Annotated in this window: 19 protein-coding genes and 3 pseudogenes; 10 read left to right on the top strand and 12 right to left on the bottom strand. The window is 69.6% G+C overall.

The annotated features are described in order from the left end of the window. The first annotated feature begins 7 nt into the window (after window positions 1-7). Window positions 8-1,738, top strand: a complete 1,731-nt coding sequence (locus tag OG741_RS04515) for a GAF domain-containing protein (RefSeq protein WP_405605383.1) — start codon at window positions 8-10, stop codon at window positions 1,736-1,738. Window positions 1,739-1,826: 88 nt separating this feature from the next. On the opposite strand, the gene OG741_RS04510 is transcribed toward OG741_RS04515, so the two are convergent. Next, window positions 1,827-2,243, bottom strand: coding sequence for a pyridoxamine 5'-phosphate oxidase family protein (locus OG741_RS04510; protein ID WP_405595358.1), 417 nt, complete (start codon window positions 2,241-2,243; stop codon window positions 1,827-1,829). 101 nt (window positions 2,244-2,344) lie between these two features. Beyond that, window positions 2,345-3,067 (bottom strand): response regulator, encoded by a 723-nt coding sequence (locus OG741_RS04505; RefSeq protein ID WP_405595356.1) that lies wholly within the window; start codon window positions 3,065-3,067, stop codon window positions 2,345-2,347. 537 nt (window positions 3,068-3,604) lie between these two features. On the opposite strand from OG741_RS04505, the gene OG741_RS04500 reads away from it, so the two are divergent. The 4 genes and pseudogenes from OG741_RS04500 to OG741_RS04485 all read left to right on the top strand — a co-directional run bounded on the left by OG741_RS04500 (window position 3,605) and on the right by OG741_RS04485 (window position 5,992). Next, entirely contained in the window at window positions 3,605-3,733 is a 129-nt protein-coding gene (locus tag OG741_RS04500; protein WP_405595353.1) for a hypothetical protein, read from the top strand. Window positions 3,734-3,877: 144 nt separating this feature from the next. Next, a pseudogene (locus tag OG741_RS04495) lies at window positions 3,878-4,144 on the top strand (nitrate reductase subunit alpha); the annotation flags it as partial. Between the two features lie 2 nt (window positions 4,145-4,146). After that, a pseudogene (gene narY / locus OG741_RS04490) lies at window positions 4,147-5,442 on the top strand (nitrate reductase subunit beta); the annotation flags it as partial. Between the two features lie 202 nt (window positions 5,443-5,644). Then, window positions 5,645-5,992 carry a respiratory nitrate reductase subunit gamma gene (locus OG741_RS04485; protein WP_405595350.1) on the top strand — a complete coding sequence of 116 codons (348 nt, stop codon included), beginning with the start codon at window positions 5,645-5,647 and terminating at the stop codon, window positions 5,990-5,992. 78 nt (window positions 5,993-6,070) lie between these two features. Here OG741_RS04485 and OG741_RS04480 read toward each other — a convergent pair whose 3' ends face one another. After that, complete coding sequence (locus OG741_RS04480; protein WP_405595348.1) at window positions 6,071-6,196, bottom strand: hypothetical protein; 126 nt, start codon at window positions 6,194-6,196, stop codon at window positions 6,071-6,073. Window positions 6,197-6,277: 81 nt separating this feature from the next. On the opposite strand from OG741_RS04480, the gene OG741_RS04475 reads away from it, so the two are divergent. From OG741_RS04475 to OG741_RS04455, 5 genes are all read left to right on the top strand, one after another. Beyond that, window positions 6,278-6,787, top strand: a complete 510-nt coding sequence (locus OG741_RS04475) for a flavodoxin domain-containing protein (RefSeq protein ID WP_405595346.1) — start codon at window positions 6,278-6,280, stop codon at window positions 6,785-6,787. Between the two features lie 79 nt (window positions 6,788-6,866). Then, entirely contained in the window at window positions 6,867-7,337 is a 471-nt protein-coding gene (locus OG741_RS04470) for a universal stress protein (protein WP_405595344.1), read from the top strand. Window positions 7,338-7,411: 74 nt separating this feature from the next. Further along, window positions 7,412-8,332 (top strand): ABC transporter ATP-binding protein, encoded by a 921-nt coding sequence (locus tag OG741_RS04465; RefSeq protein WP_405595341.1) that lies wholly within the window; start codon window positions 7,412-7,414, stop codon window positions 8,330-8,332. Beyond that, window positions 8,329-8,862, top strand: a complete 534-nt coding sequence (locus OG741_RS04460; RefSeq protein ID WP_405595339.1) for an ABC transporter permease subunit — start codon at window positions 8,329-8,331, stop codon at window positions 8,860-8,862. The genes OG741_RS04465 and OG741_RS04460 overlap by 4 nt, the downstream gene beginning before the upstream one ends. A gap of 51 nt (window positions 8,863-8,913) precedes the next feature. Then, the gene (locus tag OG741_RS04455; RefSeq protein ID WP_405595338.1) at window positions 8,914-9,150 is read left to right on the top strand and encodes a hypothetical protein; all 237 of its coding nucleotides are present in this window, start codon (window positions 8,914-8,916) and stop codon (window positions 9,148-9,150) included. A gap of 472 nt (window positions 9,151-9,622) precedes the next feature. On the opposite strand, the pseudogene OG741_RS04450 reads toward OG741_RS04455, so the two are convergent. The 9 genes and pseudogenes from OG741_RS04450 to OG741_RS04410 form a co-directional block, all read right to left on the bottom strand. Continuing rightward, window positions 9,623-9,781: pseudogene (locus tag OG741_RS04450) on the bottom strand (universal stress protein); the annotation flags it as partial. Window positions 9,782-9,814: 33 nt separating this feature from the next. After that, window positions 9,815-9,976, bottom strand: a complete 162-nt coding sequence (locus tag OG741_RS04445; RefSeq protein ID WP_405595335.1) for a hypothetical protein — start codon at window positions 9,974-9,976, stop codon at window positions 9,815-9,817. Window positions 9,977-10,030: 54 nt separating this feature from the next. Then, a complete protein-coding gene (locus tag OG741_RS04440; protein WP_405595333.1) occupies window positions 10,031-10,636 on the bottom strand; it encodes a CBS domain-containing protein in 606 nt (201 codons plus the stop codon). Between the two features lie 148 nt (window positions 10,637-10,784). Further along, complete coding sequence (locus tag OG741_RS04435; protein WP_405605381.1) at window positions 10,785-11,051, bottom strand: SHOCT domain-containing protein; 267 nt, start codon at window positions 11,049-11,051, stop codon at window positions 10,785-10,787. A 553-nt stretch (window positions 11,052-11,604) separates the two neighbouring features. Next, window positions 11,605-12,222, bottom strand: coding sequence for a TOPRIM nucleotidyl transferase/hydrolase domain-containing protein (locus tag OG741_RS04430; RefSeq protein ID WP_405595332.1), 618 nt, complete (start codon window positions 12,220-12,222; stop codon window positions 11,605-11,607). A 279-nt stretch (window positions 12,223-12,501) separates the two neighbouring features. Next, the gene (locus OG741_RS04425; RefSeq protein WP_405595331.1) at window positions 12,502-13,983 is read right to left on the bottom strand and encodes an alpha/beta fold hydrolase; all 1,482 of its coding nucleotides are present in this window, start codon (window positions 13,981-13,983) and stop codon (window positions 12,502-12,504) included. Between the two features lie 107 nt (window positions 13,984-14,090). Further along, the gene (locus tag OG741_RS04420; RefSeq protein WP_405595330.1) at window positions 14,091-15,455 is read right to left on the bottom strand and encodes a carotenoid oxygenase family protein; all 1,365 of its coding nucleotides are present in this window, start codon (window positions 15,453-15,455) and stop codon (window positions 14,091-14,093) included. A 36-nt stretch (window positions 15,456-15,491) separates the two neighbouring features. Next, on the bottom strand, window positions 15,492-15,932 hold the full coding sequence (locus OG741_RS04415) for an SRPBCC family protein (protein WP_405595329.1): 441 nt from the start codon (window positions 15,930-15,932) through the stop codon (window positions 15,492-15,494). A 76-nt stretch (window positions 15,933-16,008) separates the two neighbouring features. Continuing rightward, entirely contained in the window at window positions 16,009-17,481 is a 1,473-nt protein-coding gene (locus tag OG741_RS04410; RefSeq protein ID WP_405595328.1) for an MFS transporter, read from the bottom strand. Between the last annotated feature and the right edge of the window lie 85 nt (window positions 17,482-17,566).

Genomic DNA, 17,566 nt, shown 5'->3' with positions numbered 1-17,566 from the left:
CGCGCAGATGGGCGGGGACGGGACGGCGGCACGGATGCCGCAGCTGCACCTGGACGAGTTGCTGGATGAGCTGCAGGCGCGCATCGAGGCTGTGCGCGGCACGCGCGACCGTGTGCATTCGTTGCTGGAGTCGGTGCTGTCGGTGGGCAGGACCCTCGACCTCACCCAGGCGCTGCACCAGATCGTGGGAGCAGCCGCGACCCTCGTCGACGCTCAGTATGCGGCGCTCGGGGTGATCGGCCCTGACGGCGAGACGCTCTCGCACTTCCTCACCGTGGGTATCAGCGAGGAGGAGATCGCGGCGATCGGCTCCTATCCGACCGGGAAGGGCGTTCTCGGCGAGCTGATCCACCGCCCCCAGCCGCTGCGGCAGAGTGACCTGTCCGCGCACCCTTCCTCGCATGGCTTTCCCCAGAACCATCCGCCGATGCGCAGTTTTGTCGGGGTGCCCATCCGGGTGCGTGAAGAGGTCTTCGGCAACCTGTATCTGTGCGACAAACGCGGCGGCCTGGACTTCGACGCCGAGGACGAGACCGTCCTGTCCACCCTCGCCGTGGCCGCGGGGGTGGCGATCGACAACGCCCGCCTGTACGACGAGGCGCAACGCCAGCACAAATGGCTGCGGGCCAGCGCAGAGATCACCAGGAGCCTACTGTCGGGCTCGCCGAGGGAGCAGGCTCTGACGCTCATCGCCGAGCGGGCGAAGGAGATCGCCGGGGCGTCGCTGGCCGACGTGTCCGTACCGTCGTCCGAAGGTCGGCTCACCGTCGAGGTCGCGCTCGGCGAGGACGCGCCCGCCCGGCTCGGTCTGGTTGTTCCGGTCCAGGGCACGCTGTCGGGCGCGGCCTTCACCGAGGGCTCGCCGGTGGCGTGCGCGGATCTGGCCGATGACGCCCGTTTTGACACCGGTCCGCGCAGGTTCGACGGGCTGGGTCCGGCGGTTGCGGTGCCGCTCGGCGACGCCTCCGGCAGCAGTCGCGGCGTGCTGCTGCTCGCCCGTTCCGCCGGCGGTCAGGCCTTTACGGACCAGGAGATCGGGCCGCTGCTCGGCTTCGCAGACCAGGCTGCCCTGGCTCTGGAACTGGCCGTACGCCGCACTGACGCAGAGCAGTTGGCGCTGCTGGAGGACCGCGACCGGATCGCCCGGGATCTGCACGACCTGGCCATCCAGCGGATTTTCGCCACCGGCATGACCTTGCAGAGTGCGGCCCGCATGATCCAGCAAGAGGCCCCCGCGGAGAGGGTCGTCCGTGCGGTGGACGACCTCGACGAAACCATAAGGATCATCCGGTCGACCATCTTCGGCCTACGGGTCCGCGAAGAGACCGGGCACAGCTTGCGTGCCCGGGTGTCCGAGGCTGTCGGCCAGGCACACGGGACACTTGGCTTCGCACCCCGCTTGATCATGGAGGGCCTGCTCGACACCGACGTGCCGCACGGTCTCGCCGAAGATGTCGTTGCGGTCCTCGGCGAGGCGCTGAGCAACGCCGCCCGGCACGCCCGGGCCACCCGGGTGGAGGTGTCTTTGCGAGCCACCGGCCCTGAGGTCGTCCTTGAGGTGAACGACAACGGCGTCGGCATCCCCGATGGCGGGCGGCGCAGTGGCCTGGTCAACCTCGCAGCACGGGCCGAAAAGGCAGGCGGCACGTTCACCGTGACCGCCCCGCACGGCGGTGGCACCCTCCTGGGCTGGACGGCACCATTGACCGGGGCCCGACCGCCCAGAGCTGAGCGATGAGCCCGACCGCCCGCCAGGTCGTGTCTTCGAAGTCCCGTCTGCCCGGCCCGCCCTTCGGGCGGACGACGCTACTTTGAAGACACTCCCTTTAGCCCGACCTGGGGGACACTCCGATACTTCGGCCGGTCACCAGTTCAGGATGGAGCCGGATGACTGTCCGCCCGGCGGGCTCGACGTCTGAGGGTGCGGCCGGACCTCTCGCGGGCATCAGCCCTTCCATGCGGGTGATCACCCTCGCGTGGCCCAGGACCGTGACGCTCCAGCCTTTGCCGTCGAGTTGGTCGATCTCGCCGGTCTCGAAAGCGATCACCCCGCTCTCGGCGGCGCGCAGCAGATCGGCCGGCGCGTGAGCGTCCAGAAGGAGGCTTCCGTCCTCGGCGAGACTGCAGCGCACAGGCAGCACCGCAGGCAACGCATGGGCGGTGTAGACCACCCGGCCGGTGGTCATGCCCGCGAGCAGGTGCAGGGCTTGCTGCCTGCTCAGGAGGTCGAGGTTCGCGTTCATGGTCCGTATCCTCGCCCGCGGTCGGCCACCGCGTCAGGGGCCGATGGGCCCCGCGGCAGGTCCGTTGTTCCTCCGCGAGAGGGACTCTCGGCGGGGCAGTGTCACGGCCGGGTGCGGCCCGCGTCGGCGGTGTTGCCCGTCTGCGCCTGCTCGCCCAGCACCTGGGCGGCGATGACCGCCGCCTGGACCCTGCGCGCCACGCCCAGCTTGCTGAGCATCCGCGAGATGTGGTTCTTCACCGTCTTCTCGGCGAGATAGAGCCTCTGCCCGATCTCCCGGTTCGTGAGTCCCTCGCCGATCAGAGCCAGGATCTCGCGCTCTCGGTCGGTCAGCTGTGACAACTCGTCAGGCCGTTGCTCCTCCGCGGCACCATGGCGCAGCCGGGCCATCAGGCGACCGGTAGTCTCCGGGTCGAGCAGCGATTGCCCGGTGGCCACGGTGCGGACGGCCTTGACCAGGTCGGTGCCGCTGATTTGCTTTAGGACGTAGCCGGCCGCACCGGCCATGATCGCGTCCAGCAGGGCTTCTTCGTCGTCGAACGAGGTCAGCATGAGGCACACCAGGCCGGGGACGCGCGAGCGCAGCTCGCGGCAGACGGTGACACCGTCCCCGTCGGGCAGCCGCACATCCAGCACGGCCACGTCCGGGCGGAGTGCGGGGACCCGAGCCAGGGCCTGCTCAGCAGTGCTTGCCTCGCCGACCACCTCCAGGCCGGGCTCGACATCGAGCAGGTCGTGCACTCCCCGCCGCACCACCTCGTGGTCGTCGAGGAGGAAAATCCGGACCGGAAGCTGGGCATCGGCCTCGGCAGGGCTGTGCGGCATTACCACTCCGTACCTATGGGAAGCGCAAACGCCTGCATCTTCTCCGGCCCTCCCGCTCCGGGCTAGGGCCGAACGGCCCCATCGCGCTACACAGGCAGCCCGAGGCCGACGGGGGCCCTCGTGGGTCCGTCAAGGACGATTCAGTCGGCCCCAAGTACGAGCGACGGAGAGCCTGGCGCGGCCGGTGTCTTCCGGGTGTATCACGGCCAACGCCTGCTGTACGGCGGTCTCCAGCGACCCGCTGGTGTCCACTGTGACGGAGTCCGGCCACGGGTCGGCTGTCGCAGCCATGGCTTCGGCGATGGCAGGGCCGGCGTCGGAGGGACCGGGCGGGGTGGACGCTGAGCCGGTGATCCGCCACCTCGTGCGGCACCTCGCAGCGCAAGGGCACCAGGTCGGCACCGCAGTGTCGTGCGGCCTCGGCAGCGGCATCCCGTCGCACACCAGCCGTCCACGAGGCATCGATCACCACGGACTCCGCGAGGGACATCAACATCGAAGCGAGTTCGATCAGTTCGCCGTGACGACACCCAGATCATGTTCGTCACGGCTCCCGGTCAGGACGTCGCCGAACTCGCCTGGCAGGCCCTGAAGATCGGATACGAGCGGCCGGCAGGCCACTTGGAAATGAGCTCCTTGGAGGCCGAGGGCGGGCCCGGCAGGTGATCGAACTGCTCACCGCCGACCGCATCCTGGGCCGCCCCGTCCTCGACATCCGGCAGCACAGTGCGGGCTACGCGTCCGACGCTTTCCGGGTCTGGCTGGGGATACGCGCTGCTGGCGGCCACCGCCGGCGCCACCGCGGCGTTCACCGCCCTGTCCGGCTCCACCAACGGCCGACTCGCCGTACAGGGCTTCCGCACCGCGGAGCAGCGGGTCGGGCGGCCGCTCGCTCATCTCGCCGAAGGCAGCGAGGAGCGGCGCATCACCTTCGCTGACACCCAGGCCCAGCCCGTCCCCGTGATCACCAGCCCCGAGTGGTCCGGCAGCGAGACCGGCGGTCGGCGCTACGCCGCGTTCACCACCAACGTCGAGGAACTCAAGCCCTGGCACACCCTCACCGGCCGGATGCACTTCCTGGCTGGGTCCGCACCCGCAGCGGGCGTCTCAGGCTCAAGGCCGGCGGGCGCCTGCGCAAGCTGCTCACCATCTTCGCCAACCCGGTGCTGCCCAACATCCGTGACTACTACGAACCCTGGACCTACGACTACGAGAAGCTCACCACCGCGCCGCTGGGCGACGACTTCCCGGTCGCGCAACCCAAGTCGCTCATCTCCGGCGAGCCGATGCGCATCGAGTGGAGCGCGAACTGGGACGACAGCCTCGGCGGCGGGGCCGAGGTGTGCGACGGCGACCCCATCGTCGAACGCATCCGCCGCCAGGCAGAGGAGAAGGTGCGCTTCGAGTACGAGCAGGCGTACATGTTCTACCTGCCGCCGTTCTGCTATCCACGTGTGGAAGTCGGCCTCCCTACAGTGTGCTCAGAAACCTGCGTGGGGCGCCTGCGCTACATCGGCCTCGTCCTCTACGACGCCGACCGGGTCGGCGCCGCCGCACCGGTCGCCGACGAGAAGGACCTCTACCAGGCGCAATTGGATCTTTTCCTCGATCCGTCCGACCCGCAGGTGATCGCGGCGGCACGCCAGGACGGCATCCCCGACGACTGGTTGGAGTCCGCGCGCCGCTCCCCCGTCTGCGCCCTGGCCAAGGAATACCGGGTGGCGCTTCCGCTCCATCCGGAGTTCCGCACGATGCCGATGGTCTGGTACGTGCCACCGCTGTCGCCGATCGTCGATGCGCTGACCGACACCGGTCACGACGGCGAGGACGCGGACAACCTCTTCGGCGCCATCGACACGCTGCGGATCCCGATGGAGTACCTCGCCGAACTGTTCACCGCCGGGGACACGGAGCCTGTGCGCCAGGCGCTGCAGCGGCTCTCGGCCATGCGATCGTACATGCGGGCCGTCAACCTCGGTGACCCACCTGATGAACGGACTGCCGCGGCAGCCGGTATGACCGGTCGGGAAGTCACTTCGCTCTACCGGCTGCTCGCCATCGCCAAGTACCACGACCGCTACGTGATCCCCACCGCGTACGAGGCAGAAGGACGGCAGCTCGAAGAGACCGGCTGCAGCCTCGATTTCGAAGGCGGCCCCGGGATGTACGACAGTGGGCCGTTCGGCGAAGCCTCGGGCCGGCCCGTACCCGTCTCCGTGGAGACCTTCCACGCGCTCAAGGAACGTCAGACCACCGGCGGTATCGCCGACCCACAGCGTCATGGCGCTCGGATCAACCTGCTGAACTGGGACGGCAGGGGGCGGCCCGAGGGCATGTCCCCGCCCGAGCGCCCGCAGCCGGAGGAGAAACCGTGATCGCCGAACGCCACGCCGCAGTGGTCTGTCAAGCAGCCTCGGTCCTGCTCCGCCATCCCGACCAGGACGTCCGGGACCGTGTCCCCCTGGTCACCGGAGCCGTGACCCCGCTGCCCTCCGGCGCGGCGCGATCCGCGCTGACCCGCTTCCTCGAACATCTCGCGGACACGTCGCCACGCGACCTCGCCGAGCACTACGTCGCATGTACGTCGTCCTGGTCGCGGCCATCGTCGCCGGACTTGCGACCACTCTGCTGGGCGCGGGCGTCATCGGCGATGAGCACAACTACCGCGCGACCGTCTCGCCCTGGTTCCGTTCCGTCTTCACGCTGCAGCCCGATATCGACGCCATGGCCGCCGCGCCGCCGTCCTTCCAACTGCACACGCTCATCGGCATGCTGCTCTTCGCCATCTGGCCGTTCACCCGGCTCGTACACGCCTTCACTGCGCCGATCGGCTATCTGTTCCGGCCGTACATCGTCTACCGATCCCGCTCTGTCGGCGCCCGGTCGCGACCGCCTCGACACGGCTGGGATGGCCCGGGCTCGTAGCGCCTCGGGCCCATCACGGCTGCCTGCCTGCGGACCGACGTCAGGGCCTGCCGTCCCCAGATGTGGACCGTGTGGCCCTCATCCCGCCGCTGCTCGGGGCACCAGGATGGTGGCGAAGGAAACGGAGACGTCGATGAGGATGACTACCCCGAACTCACCACCCTCGCCGATGCCCGGGAGTTCCTGGTCGCTCGAACGGTCCAACGCGACAGCGGTTGACGGTCAGCCGCACGGTCTTGACGATCACCGCCGCGCCGCGCGCTGCGACAACAGAGAGGCGAAGCCATGAACGTCCTGGTGGGATACGCCACCGCACACGGCTCCACACGGGAGATCGCGGAGCGAATCGGGGCACGCCTCGGCGAGGCGGGCCTGAAGGCCGATGTGCGGCCCATGAGCGAGGTCGGGGACGAGGACGCCTACGAGGCGTTCGTACTCGGCAGCGCGGTCCATGGGCAGGCATGGCTGGAGGCGGCGAAGGACTTCGTGCACCGCAACAGCGATCTGTTCCAGGTCCGCCCCGTGTGGATTTTCAGCGTGGGGATGCCTGGCGCGATGCGCGGCCCGTGGAGGCGCTTGGCCGGCAAGGAGGAAACGGTCATCATCGACGACATCCCCGATCACATCCCCTACCGGACCCATCGGCTTCTGTCGGGTGTCATCAAGCCCAGCCAGCTGCCCATCACCGGGCGAGTGATCTTCCGGCTGATGGGCCTCAGGTATGGCGACCACCGCGACTGGTCGGCCATTGACACCTGGGCGGACGGGATTGCCAGGGAGCTTTGTACCCCGTGACGGGGAGGGCTCGCGTGGCGGGCTTCGCTGAGGGACGGCAGCGTGGACTACGGGGGCACGGCGAGAGAGGCGACAGGGCATGGAGAACAAAGCATCGGCGGGCCGGGTTGTGGTGGGTGTCGATGGTTCGCCGTCGTCGCAGTCGGCTCTGCGGTGGGCGATGAGGCACGCCGGTCTCATCGGGGGCGTCGTGGAGGCGGTGTGTGCGTGGGAGCTTCCGGGGATGCGCGGCTGGTCGGCTCCGGCGGTGGACGCCGACCTCGACGAGGAGGTCGCACATTCCGGGTTCGTCGAAGAGCTGCGAAGTGTAGTTGGGGACGCGCCGTCCGTGGAGGTGCGGGAGCGTTTCGTGCGGGGTAATCCGACGGAGGTGTTGCTGGCCGCGGCGGAGGGGGCTGAGGTTCTGGTGGTGGGAAGCCGGGGCCGGGGTGGATTCGTCCGTGCTCTCCTCGGCTCTGTGAGCCAGCAATGTGCTCTGCACGCGACGTGTCCGGTGGTCATCGTCCGGCCGGACAGCAAGGCAGGAGTGGACCCGACCGAGGCCGCCTGAGTCACGTTGCCTGCGTCCTGCTCGGCAGGGGGACGGGCGAACGGCGCCTTCGCCGACAAGAGGGAGGCGGGACGGTGCAGCGCGCGACACCGGCGATCGAACTCAATGCCCTGACGAAACGGTACGGGAAGACCATCGGCGTCGAGCGGCTGGACATCACCGTGAACAGGGGCGAGGTGTTCGGATTTCTCGGCCCCAATGGGGCGGGCAAGACGACGACCATCCGCTGCCTGGTCGGGCTCTTGCGGCCGACGTCCGGGCGGGTCCGTGTGCTGGGCCTGGATCCCGTTGCCGACCACCTCCGGCTGACGCCGGCACTTGGTTATCTGCCCGGTGAGCTGCGGCTGTACCCGGAGTTGACAGGCAGGCAGACGCTAGAACTGCTGGCCGACCTGCAGGGGGCGCCGGTGCCGCGCTGCGCGGAACTGTGCGAGCGGCTCTCGTTGTCCGACGCGGTTCTCGGGCGCAGAGTTCTGGAGTACTCGCGCGGGATGAAGCAGAAGCTGGGACTCGTGCAGGCGTTGCAGCACGACCCCGAGCTGGTGGTGCTCGACGAGCCGACCGAAGGCCTGGACCCGTTGGTCCAGGAGACGTTCTTCGAACTGCTGTCGGAGGCCGTGGCGGCTGGACGCACCGTTTTGCTCTCCAGCCATGTGCTGCCCGAGGTGCAGCGCACTTGCGAGCGGGTGGCGATTGTCCGGGACGGGCGTCTGGTGACCGTACGCAGAGTGGCGGCCCTGCGCGAGGCCCGCGCCAGAAAGGTCCGGCTCACCTTCACCGACGGCCAGGGACGGCGCCCGCTCGGTGCAGCCGAACAGTGGGCGCCGAAGTGGGAGGGCGAACAGGTCGAGCTGCTCGTACCGCCCGATCAGTTGGTGGATGCTCTTCGCGACCTGCTCACACTGCCGGTCGGAGACCTGACGGTCGAGGAGGCGGGCCTGGACGAAGCCTTCCTCGACTTCTACCGGCATCCTGATGCCGAGGACCAGACGTGAGGAGCCGCTTTGCGTTGTTGTGGCTGGCGCTGCACCGGCGCCGTCGGATGCTGGCGGCGCTGGCCTTCGGGATGGTGGTCTTCGAAACCCTCATCGTGGTGATCGCCAACACAATTCCGCCCACCCAGCTTTTCGGCGGGCAGGGACGAACGCCGCCGGGCGCGTTCAAGGCCTTCAGCGGTTCCACCGGCGATGTGTCGATCGCCAGTTATCCCGGACTGCTGGGCGCCGGACTGGTCCACCCTTTCTGGATTGCCATGCAGCTCACGGTGATCGGATCGCTCGCAGCCGCCGCGGTGGCTGCCGACGTGGAGTCCGGGACGATCGAACTTCTGATGGTCCGGCCCGTCTCCCGGGCACGCCTGCTGGCCGAGCGGACGGCCGCCCTCGCCATCGCCTCCGTGCTGCTCAACGCGGCGGCCACGGGCACCATGGCCGTCGGAGTTCTGCTCTCACCGCGCTTGCACCGCGAGGTGCCGATCACCGGTGTCTTCTCCGCAGGGCTGCTCGGCTGCGGCTTTGCACTCTGACTGACCGGTTTTGCGCTCGCCGTCTCGGCCGTGGGTCGAAGGAGAGGTCAGGTGGTCGGGGCGACGATAGCCGTCGGATCCGTGGGATTCGCCGTGAACTTCGTCGCGCTGGCCTGGTCCAGGGCGGCGCCCTTGCGCTTCGTCAGCCCGTTCCACTACTACACACCGGGTGATGCGCTGGCCGACGGCACGGTCCCGTGGGTCGCGTTCGGTGTCCTGGCAGGTGCCGGTCTGGCCGGACTGGCCGCGGCGTTCGTACTGCTCGCGCGTCGGGACCTCGCACCGTAGCGCGGGCTTGAGGGCGCCCGGGCGCCGACGAGTGCCGCCACGCACCGTCAGTGATGGGCGACGACGGCGCGGGTGCGTCGGCGTGGTGCATCACCGCATGGGCTATCTCGACGACGTTCACCGACGGGTACTTCTCTCGCCAGGGAAGCAGCCGGTCGCTGAGTGTCCGGGCCACCCGCCGTTGCAGGTCCGATTGGATCTCTCGGATCGATGGCCGGCGCGTAGCTGAAGCCGAGAGGCAGGCTCCAGGCGTGGACGACCTGCAGTGTGCACGCGCGCTGTGCGGCCTCGTCGAAGGCGAAGGCAAGGAGCCCGTCGCAGGACTGATCGATGTCCACGCCGACCACCACGTCCCGGTACGGGCCCGTGCCCTCGACCGGTTCGTCGCCGGTGCGCGGACCTGTCTCCCCCTTGCCCTTCGAAGGGGCGGCCCTGACGAGTACCACGGGCCGTTCGGGGCACGGATCGTTGCCATGGTGATGGAACCGATGAGAGAGCCCGGCACACCCGTCAGCCGGCGCGAGCCGATCACCAGCATCTCCGCCTTCGAAGCCTCGGCGGGCAGGGAGGCCGCGGGCCGCCCGGACAGCCGGCTTGTGGTGATCTCCAGGCCCGGATGGCGCTTTCGCAGTTCGTCGGAGGTGCGGCTCAGGAGGGTGTCGGCCTATCGGCGCTGCTCATCCGGGCTGACCAGGCGGACCACCGCCGTCGTGGGCCAGTCGTCCGCATGGACGAGGTGCAGGCGGTCTCGGCGCAACGCGGCCTCACGTGCCGCCCAATGGGCCGCGGCGATGCCGTCCAGGCGCGCAGTGACGGTTCCAGTCATGGTAGGGACCTCCTTCGGCCCGCTCGCGCCGATCCGAACAGGCCCGCGCTCCGCTCAGGGCACCGGCATATCCACATCGATATCTGCCACCACGTTCACGACGCCCGGCACTGCCCGCGCGGCCCGGGCGAGCACGTCCGGAAGTGAGGTATCGGAGACCGTGCCGGACAGAGTGACGAGCCCGTCCTCGACATGCACGTGTACCGTTCCTGAGCCGACCGGGACCAGCTGCGCGACCAGCTCGCTTCGTACCTCCTCCGCGATGTCGGCGTCGGGACGGAGATAGATCTTCAGCAGATCGCCACGGCTGACGACACCCACGAGATGACCCGCGCCGTCGACGACGGGGAGCCGCTTGAGATGACCACGCGCCATCAGCCGGGCGGCTCCGGCGACCGTCGCGTCGGCCGACACCGTCATTGCCGGAGCGGTCATCAGCTGGCGTGCCGTCGCCGCCCCTGACCTGTCGTCCCCCTGCGCCTTCACCAGCAGATCGGCCTCGGAGACCACACCCGCGACGCGACCGTCGCCCATGAGAACGGGCAGGGCGCTGATCCGCCACTGCCGCATGCTCTCGACCATTTCCTTGATCGGCGCATCGGGACCAACTGCGATCACCGCGTGGGTCATCACGTCACCGACAGTTCGCAGATGTGTCATGACCGACCTTTCGCAGCGGTCCGCGGTTCTCTGTCATGAGCGTCCGTCACGAGCCGTACGACCGATAGGGCCGACCGGGAACGAATGGAGAGCCGTTCGGACCTCGGCCCGCCCGATCGGCCCTGCCAAGCGGGCTGCGGCCTGAGGGTCAAGGCTTGGTGGGTGGACCGGAGGCGTGCAGCGTGGCGAGGCGTCGGCGGTACTCCTCGTCGTCGATCTCGCCACGTGCGAACCGCTCGGCAAGCACCTGCTCCGGTGACGGCACGCTCGGGCCGTGGGTGTGCTCGGGAGTCTGGCCCAGGGCGCGGAAGAGAAGAACGACAGCGATGATGATCAGCACCCAGAACAGGATCATGCTGGCTGCCATGGCGAACCAGCCCCAGCCGCTGACGTCGTGGTCGAACCAGAACATCATCACGATCACGTCCCCAGTCACTCGGACGGCAGGTGCGGACCCGTGCTGTCCGGCATGGCTCATGCGTCACTGGCATCGTCGCTGGATGTTGGCCGTTGGTCCATAGTCCACTGGTCCCGGGTCGTTGGGCCGGTCAGCCTTGTGATTTCGGCTGCGGGACGGCGCGGCAGACCAGTTCTTGGGTGTCGACCACCCTCAGGTCGCCCACCCGGTCGATCCACTCGGCCGCGGGACCGGGCGCGAATCGACCCCCAGGTCGGGCCAGCTCTTTCTGATGAACTCCGGCGTGAACAATCCACGCCCATGGCAGAGGTGCTGTCACGAGGCGCACGCCGCCTCAATGCGAGCAGGTGCGCGCCCCCGGACTCGACGTGCCGCGTGGTCTCCGGGTGCGGCAGCTGACCAACCGGATGGAACGTGCGGGCGGAGTTCACCAAGCAGGGTGACCCGTATCCGTTGCGAGACCTTCAGTTGCTGTCGCGCTCGGCCCAGGCCGAAAGCCCCGCGCTCGTCCGCTGTCGAGCATGCTCGAAACAGCAATCCGTCCACGACCTCACAGGCTCGCGAGGAGGCAGTCGAGCGGTGGCGGTGTCCGGTCCGGTACGAGGGCCTCGACAAGAAGACGGCCATAGCGGATCTTGCGGCCCTTCTTTGTACCCAGGAAGCGCCGCACCTGCTGATGCCGGGGCCGGCCGTGCTGTGCGGGCTGGCGCTGGAAGGTCTGCCAGGCGCGGAAGTCGCCCTCGGCGCGGAGGATCTCCTCGACTCGTGCCATGCCGAGCGCCCGGACGAGTTCATCCTCCAGATCCGCGGTGCATACGTAGATGTCCTGGAGCGGGGCCTGTGCCCGCGTCAGGCCGCGCTCGTAGAAGTCCTGTTCGCCCTCGTCGCACAGTCCTGTCAGGCGCAGACCGAGGCCGGGCGGTCCGAGGAGACCGGCATAGCGGCCGACGCTCATCGCCCCACCCATCGGCACGACGCACACTCCCTCGGCGGCCAGGTCCCGGCCACGCCGGGCGGCCAGCGCCTCGACGGCCGCGAGATCGCTCAGCCCTTCCAGGAGCACCGTGGTCCGCACCCCAAGGCTTTCCGCCAGATCGCGCGCCGGCCCGTCGGGACCGCCCGTCGCCCAGCTGGTGACCGCATCCTGGAACGCCCTCATGTCCGCCATGGGGCGAGTCTGCCCGTCCACCGGTGGTACGGCACGGGAATATTCGACGGCCTCAGGAGCTGACCGCGATCGATCGGCGACGCCACGAACCGCGCCGCAGTCTGTGAATCGGGTCAGCGGGTGAGGCGGTTGCTGAGCTGCCAGGTGGGGGCGGTCCCGGCAGGTCGCCCACGAGCGCTCGCTGCCCTCTGAGCGGTGAGGTCACCGCTCAGAGGGCTCCGAAGACCTGGGTGAGGTCGGGCGCGCGGCCGACGGTCACCTTCGGCAAGGCGATGCTTCTCAGTCGGTGCAGGTGGTGCCAGGAGCGGGCAGCACGCGGGTGGTCAGGTAGCGGTTGGTGGCCTCCTGGACGCACTTGGAGACCAGGAACATGCTGTAGTCGTCGCCTTCGTGGCCGAGTACGACGCTGCCGGGCAGTTGGGCGGCCATGGCCGCGCCCGCGCGGTACGGGGCGAGGGCCTGGTGGGTGGACTGGAGGATCAGTGCGGGCGGTGCGCCGTGGACCCGCGCGCCGGCCTTGACGGGCTTGGCCGGGATGGGCCAGCCGAGGCAGCCCGCGATGGCCTTGTAGGAGCGCACGGCGCCGCCGAGGTGCGGGGACACGCGGGCGAGTTCCCTTTGCAGCCGGGTGAGCTGGGCGAGGGTGCGCACCGGGCGGGCGTTGTCGAGGCAGGCGGGCACCTGTACCTGGACCGGGTCGAGGGTGTTGTCCGGGTCGTGGGTGAAGTCCGTCGCGTCGCCGCCCTTGGCCTTGACGATGGCCTTCGCCAGCTCCGGCCAGGTCAGACCGGACAGGGTCAGGTAGTCCTGGGTGGCCTCGCGGATGTCCTCACCGGTCAGCGGCTGGTGGGCCGTGCCCCCCGTCGGGATCGGATCGCTGTCGGCACGGGCGACGAGGGCGTCGTACTCGGCTGCGGCGTCCTTGCCGTGCAGGGCGCAGTCGTTCGACGTGGCGCACCAGGCGGTGAAGCGGTTGAAGGCCTTCTCGGCGGTGGCCGCCTCCTGGGTGACCCGCGACAGAGGCGAGCCGGTGTCGTCCAGGGCGGTGTCGAGGACCATGGTGCGCAGTCTGCCGGGATAGAGCTTGGCGTAGGTCCGTCCGAGAAGCGTGCTGTAGTGGATGCCGTACCAGTTCAGCTGCCGTTCGCCCAGCCCGATCCGGACCGCCTCGAAGTCCCGCGCGGTGCTGGTCTGGTCGACGTGGGCGGTGAGTCGGCCGTTGCGGCGCAGGCAGTCTTCGGCGAAGGCCCGGTTGTGGGCCACGAGCGCGTTGAACGCGGCCCGGCCCTGCGGGAAGTGGCTGACTCCGGCGGGCTTGAGCGGTTCGCCGCAAAGGATCGGCGTGCTGTGCCCCACTCCGCGCGGGTCCACCGCGACCAGGTCGAAGTTCCGGGTCATGGCGCCGGCGAAGTTCGGCATGCCGATGTGCATCGCCAGTCGCAGCTGCTCGATGGAGGAGCCGCCGGCCCCGTCGTTGAGGAGCAGGGTGCCCCGGCGGTGGGCCCGGTCATCCGCCGGGCGGCGCACCAGGGCGAGGGTGGTGCTGCCTGCGTGGGGCTGGGACCAGTCCACGGGTACCTGAATCGATCCGCACTGCATGTGCTTGAAGTCGGTGTCGGCGCAGGCGTGCCAGTCGATGCCCTTGGCGGGGGTTCGGCGGTCGGCGTCCTCGGTCTGCGCGAGCGCCGGTACGGCGATGATGGTGACTGCGAGCGCGGAGAGGGCGGCTATCCAACGGGCGCTTTTCCGGATTCTTGTCATGTCGACTTCCTTGGTCGTGTGCCTCGGCCTGTGGGGGTTCGAGGCGTTGTTCGGGGGTGCTCCGGTCACACGCTGACGGTGGAGCTGAGGTGCGTCTTCGCTGTCACTCAGCCCTGGGTGGCCTCCAGGGCGGTGTCGGGGATCCAGGAGCCGTGGAGGCCGGCGCTTACCCGTTGGGGCAGGTGGACGGTGGCGATCCGGTCGAGGCCGGAGGCGTCGAAGACGAGGAGCTGGGAGGCGTCCTGCTTGAGGTCCGACGTCACGGTGAGGAGGTAGCCGTCGTCCTCGCGGGTGGCTCCGGCGGCGGGGACGAACACGGCTTCGCCGGGCATGCGGGCGTCGCCGACCTGGTGGATGCGGCGGGCGCCGGTGGTGCGGTCGTACTTGACGATGCCGTAGGCGCCGTAACCCTTCTCGTCGGGGAAGGAGACGGCGTACTGATAGCGGTTCTCAGAGCCCAGATAGTCCTCGTTGAGGGTCGGGAACTCCACCGTGAGGTCGTCGATGATCTGTTCGTCGACGGAACCGGCCGCCATGTCGACCACCCAGCGGCGGGTGTAGGAGCGGGCGACAGGCTCGGAGCCGCGCCCGGGGGCGCCGACCCACCAATTCCAGGAGAGCTGGAAGCCCTCCCGGTCCACGGTCGGGCCTTCCAGGACGATCCGGCCCTGGCCGTCCTCGTAGGCGTTGGCGACGTGCAGCAGGTTGCCGGGCTCGATGGAGAACCAGCGGACCTGCGGGGCGCCGTCGGTGCCGCGGGCCATGATGCCTATGCGGGCGGGCTGGGCGTCGCTCCAGCTGTAGGGGATGCCGGAGTGCTCGGCCGGGTCGAAGGTGACATTGCCCTCGATGAAGACCACATGGCGGCGGGTCAGGGCGAAGTCGTGCTTGAGGGAGGACGTCGCTCCCGGGATCTCGGCGCTGTGGACGATCCCGCCCTTGGCGTCGGCGACGTAGTACGTCAGGAACGGCGGGAAGGGCGAGGAGCCGAAGAAGTGCAACTCCCCGGTGACCGGGTCCTCCTTGGGGTGCGCGGTCATCGCGCTGCGCAGCGTGCCGTCGAAGTCGTACGCGCCGACGGTCTCCAGATCCGGGGTGAGTTCGAAGGGGACGTTCGCCTCGCACAGGGCGAGCAGCCGTCCGGCGTGCTCGATGACGTGGGTGCCGGCTGCGCTGGCGGTCAGGTCGGGGCCGCGCTCGGTCATGTAGGGCGCGCCGTCGAGGGCGGGGGTGTGCACCCAGCGGTTGCGGTACCACTCGGCGCGGCCCTCACGGAGGCGGATGCCGTGGACCATGCCGCTGCCCTTGAACCAGTGGGTCGGGGTGACACCGGGCTTGGGGTTGTGGCCGTTGCGGATCAGCCGGCCGTCCAGCTCCTGGGGCAATGTGCCCTCCACGGTGAGTCCGGTGGCGGTTACCTCGTCGGCGACGGGGGTGTAGTGGCCGGTCAGGTAGGGCTTCGCAGCAGTCATGGCAGGAACCTCTTTCTGTGGATGTGAGCTTTTTGGTCAGGCAGCTTGTTCGGCACGGGACTTGAGGTGGGAGAGCCAGCTGTCCAGGGAGTCGTGGAGGGCCTTGCCGAGGTGGTCGGCCGCGGCTTCGACCGGGGCGCCGCTCCAGGACTCCTCGGTGCGGACGGTGACATGGCCGCCGTCCTGCTCGAACGTCCATACATGGATGCCGGTGATGCCGGCGGCGGGGCCGCCCCACACGATTCGCTCGCCGGGGACCAGTTCGCGCACGGTGGAGGTGATCTCCAGGCCGTGGGTCCGCCAGCTGAAGGAGTTGCCGGGCATCAGCGGGCCGCTGACCTCAGCCTCGTCGATGTCCGTGTTCCAGGTGGGCCAGGACGCGATGTCGGTGTGCAGCTCCCACACCGTCGCGAGCGGGGCGTCGATCTCGGTGCTCAGGCGGACGATGACGGGGGCGGTCTCGTCGATGGTGACCATGTCTGTGCGTTCCTCTCGCTGGATGACATGTTTCGGTGGCGCGGCTGATCCATCGGTTCAGCCGGATGCGGGAGATTCAGGCGGGTTGCGGGTCGGAGGCCGGGACGGTGGAGGTGGTTGCGGTACGCGGGCCGGTGCGGCGGGTGAGGAGCAGCGCGAGGAGGGATGTTGCGGCCAGGACCGCGGCGGCGACGGTGAAGACGGTGCGGTAGCCGGCGGTGAGGGCTTCCAAAAGGGGCTGGTGGGTGGCCGCGTGGGCGGTGACGGAGCCGGCCAGAGTGGCCAGGGCGGCGAGGCCGACGGCGCCGCCGACCTGGCGGGTGGTGTTCACCAGGCCGCCGGCCAGGCCCGCGTCCTCCCCTGGGACGCCGTCCACGGCGAGCGCGGTGAGCTGGACGAAGGCGATGCTGAGGCCCGCGCCGATCACGATGCTTGGGCCGAGGAGGTCGGCGAGATAGCTGCCGTGGGCGCTGATCCGTGACAGCCACATCAGGCCCGCGGCCTCGGTGAGCAGGGCCCCGGTCACCGTCGCGGAGGCTCCGATGCGCCGGGCGATGTGCGGCGCCAGGGCGGCGCCGAGCATATTGGCGCCGGCGAGCGGGAGTTGTCCCGCTCCGGTTGCCAAGGGGCTGGATCCGAGGACCTGCTGCTGGTAGAGCGGCAGGAAGAAGAACAGGGCGATCCACACCGAGCCCAGCAGCGCCATCAGCAGGTTGCCCGCGGCAACCTGGCCGGTAGTGAACAGACGGGGCGGTATCAGTGCGTTCGGACGGCGGCGCTCGATCACGGCGAAGGCCGCGAGCAGCGCGGCGGCGGTTCCGAGGGCGCCCAGCACCCGGCCGTCGGTCCAGCCGGCACCGCGTGCGGTGGTCAGGCTCCAGACCAGGCAGGTCAGGGCGAGGGTGACGGTGGCCGTGCCCAGCAGGTCAAACCGCCCTGCCTTCTGTCCGGCCGCCCGTGGCACGAGCGCAGCCACAGCGGCCAGGACCAGCGCCGCCCCGAGCGCGACCGAGTGGAAGATCCAAGGCCAGCCCCACGCCTGCGTGAGCACACCACCCAGCAGGACGCCGCCCGCTCCTCCCGCGCCTGAGACGGCCCCCCACACCCCCAGTGCCTTGCCCCGCCCCGGGCCGGAGGGGAACTGGTCCATCGTCAGGGCGAGCGCGGCCGGGGCGATGGCGGCGGCGCCAAGGCCCTGAACGGCGCGGGCGGCGATCAGCACGCCCGGAGCGGTGGCCAGTCCCGCCGACAGCGAAGCCCCGGCGAACAGCGCGAGCCCGGCGATCAGCACCCGACGGCGGCCGAGGAGATCGGCCGCCCTCCCGCCCGCCAGGAGCAGTGCTCCGAACGCCAGGCCGTAGGCGTTGACCACCCAGGTGGTTCCGCCGTCCGACAGGCCGACTCCGGCGCGGATCTGCGGAAGTGCCACATTGACGATCGAGGTGGCGAGCATGACGGTGAACTGCGCCGCGGCGAGTGCCGCGAGCACGGCTCCCGGCCGGCGGGCTTGGAGTGCTGCCTGGTTCGTCTGCGTGCCTGCAACGTTCATGGCGCACAGGCTCGTGCCGGCCGCTGTCCACTTTCCAGGCCCGACAGGGGCGGGGACTGTCCACTGCTGTCCGCACCTGTCCACT

Origin of the sequence: Streptomyces sp. NBC_01410, from assembly GCF_045040195.1 — a bacterium.
Taxonomy (GTDB): Bacteria; Actinomycetota; Actinomycetes; order Streptomycetales; family Streptomycetaceae; genus Streptomyces.
Note: the sequence above shows the minus strand (reverse complement) of the source record. Positions and strands in the feature narration are given on the sequence as shown.